This window comes from Mesorhizobium sp. M2A.F.Ca.ET.039.01.1.1 (assembly GCF_003998035.1).
Classification (GTDB): domain Bacteria; phylum Pseudomonadota; class Alphaproteobacteria; order Rhizobiales; family Rhizobiaceae; genus Mesorhizobium.
Genome location: NZ_RZRY01001065.1, coordinates 1 through 1,616, shown reverse-complemented (window position 1 = coordinate 1,616; position 1,616 = coordinate 1). Strand labels below are relative to the sequence as shown.

The 1,616-nt window shown below is 57.4% G+C and carries 1 protein-coding gene and 2 pseudogenes; 1 reads left to right on the top strand and 2 read right to left on the bottom strand.

The window, feature by feature from the left end; genetic code table 11:
- Both EOA24_RS37275 and EOA24_RS37270 read right to left on the bottom strand, forming a co-directional pair.
- Positions 1 to 299, bottom strand: a pseudogene (locus EOA24_RS37275) (hypothetical protein); the annotation flags it as partial.
- A 239-nt stretch (positions 300 to 538) separates the two neighbouring features.
- Positions 539 to 1,096 (bottom strand): annotated as a pseudogene (locus EOA24_RS37270) (IS6 family transposase); the annotation flags it as partial.
- On the opposite strand from EOA24_RS37270, the gene EOA24_RS43615 reads away from it, so the two are divergent.
- Positions 1,053 to 1,454, top strand: a complete 402-nt coding sequence (locus EOA24_RS43615) for a transposase (protein WP_127410782.1) — start codon at positions 1,053 to 1,055, stop codon at positions 1,452 to 1,454. The pseudogene EOA24_RS37270 and the gene EOA24_RS43615 sit on opposite strands and share 44 nt — an antisense overlap.
- The last annotated feature ends 162 nt before the right edge of the window (positions 1,455 to 1,616 follow it).

The following is a 1,616-nucleotide window of genomic DNA, read 5'->3' as shown; positions in this document are numbered from 1 at the left end:
GGTCCCTGCAGCTCGAAATAGCGGCAGAGCTTGCCAACCGTCGCATAGAACGGATCCCCGGCGCACGTAACGCCAGCAATGTCATAGGTCGCACGTAGCCGAGAGCATTCGCGGATCAGGGCATCGAGATTGCCTGTATCGACACGGATTGCCTCAATGCCTTCCGCCACAAAATAGCCGTATTGAGCTGGATCAGCCGATAGGGTAATTGGATGAAGACCAAGACGCTGGGCCGCCTGGACGTATAGCGGACCATTATACCTTGAACCTTCAAGCAGAATGAGCGCTCTTTTTGCCATTGGCCGTTGACTCCGACATTGCGTATTGTGTGGCGGCCCGAGGGGTACATCGGCAGAAGCTATTTCAGTCGTGCCGGATGTCAGACCTTATGGTGAACGTACCATTATCAGCGATCCGCGGTCGCAAAGATTCTATAAACTTACTTGAAGGATCTGTTGCAACGGCGCTGTCACGTTATCTGAGGGTGGCGATGTCACGTTGTCTGCATATAAACGCGTTGAGACCTGCGGCGCTGATGTCAGCTGACCACGGCCACGGCTTTCCATTCCGCCATGGCCTGCAGGCGGTGAATATATGTAGCGAGAGCGGAGCGTTTTGAGCGGGGCGGGACGAAGAGATTTGCGCAGAGCCGAGAAGATCGAAACCAAGCGTTGCAGTGCTCCTGGTGATCGGAAGCCTTGCATCATCCGCTCCCATTTTCGCAGCGGCACAGGGGCATTCTCCGCCCGGTTGTTCAATCCCTTGTGCGACCGATGCTCGACGTCCAGCATCACCTGTCGCCTGGCTGCGCCATAGGAGCGCAGCTTGTCGATGATCATGCGCTTCGGCGCGATGCCTTGCTTCTTCAGCAGCCGCGTCAGCTGAGCCGCTTTGGTGTTGCGCGGTTCTGGACAATCTCGTCGAGCACATAGCCATCCTGGTCGACGGCGCGCCACAACCAGTGTTTCCTGCCGGCGATGGTGATGACGATCTCGTCGTTTCGGCTGTGCTGCTTGCGGCGCAAGCGGCAAGCGTAGCGCGGACCGAACTTGATGCCCCACCGGCGGATTGTCTCATACGAAACCACGATCCCGCGCATTGTCGGGAAAGTCACTGGAAGGAAATATGAGGAATCCGTTCGCGAGCTCTGCGCGGGAGAGCTTGAGCTGGAAGGTGCTGTTTCAGCGTTGCTGGCTGTCCGCGCACGCATTGAGCAAGAAATCAGAACGTTGGAAGAGAACATTCTCGGGTTCGCCAAACACAGCGAACCGTGCCGCCGGTTGGTGACCGTGCCCGGCATTGGCGTCTTGACGGCCGTCAGCTTCGTCACGGCGGTGGATGATCCAGCGCGCTTTGTCTGCTCATCGAGAGTTGGTGCTTATTTCGGCCTGACGCGGAGACGGTATCAATTGGGAGAAGTCGATCGTGACGGGGTGGGTGTCAAAATGCGGTGACACGCACACGCACCTATCTCTTCCAAGCCGCGGGCACTCTGTTGGCACGGGTCGCCAGATGGCCTGCAGATTCCGACGATTTACCGGACGGCATTCCGATCAAAAGCCGGACGCGATTCCGAGAATTGACCGGACGCGATTCCGATTAAAAACCGGACAGTT

Bases quoted from the DNA above. Each gene is read 5' to 3' on its own strand.
- EOA24_RS43615 (WP_127410782.1), top strand. From the start codon at position 1,053: ATGCCCCACCGGCGGATTGTCTCATACGAAACCACGATCCCGCGCATT.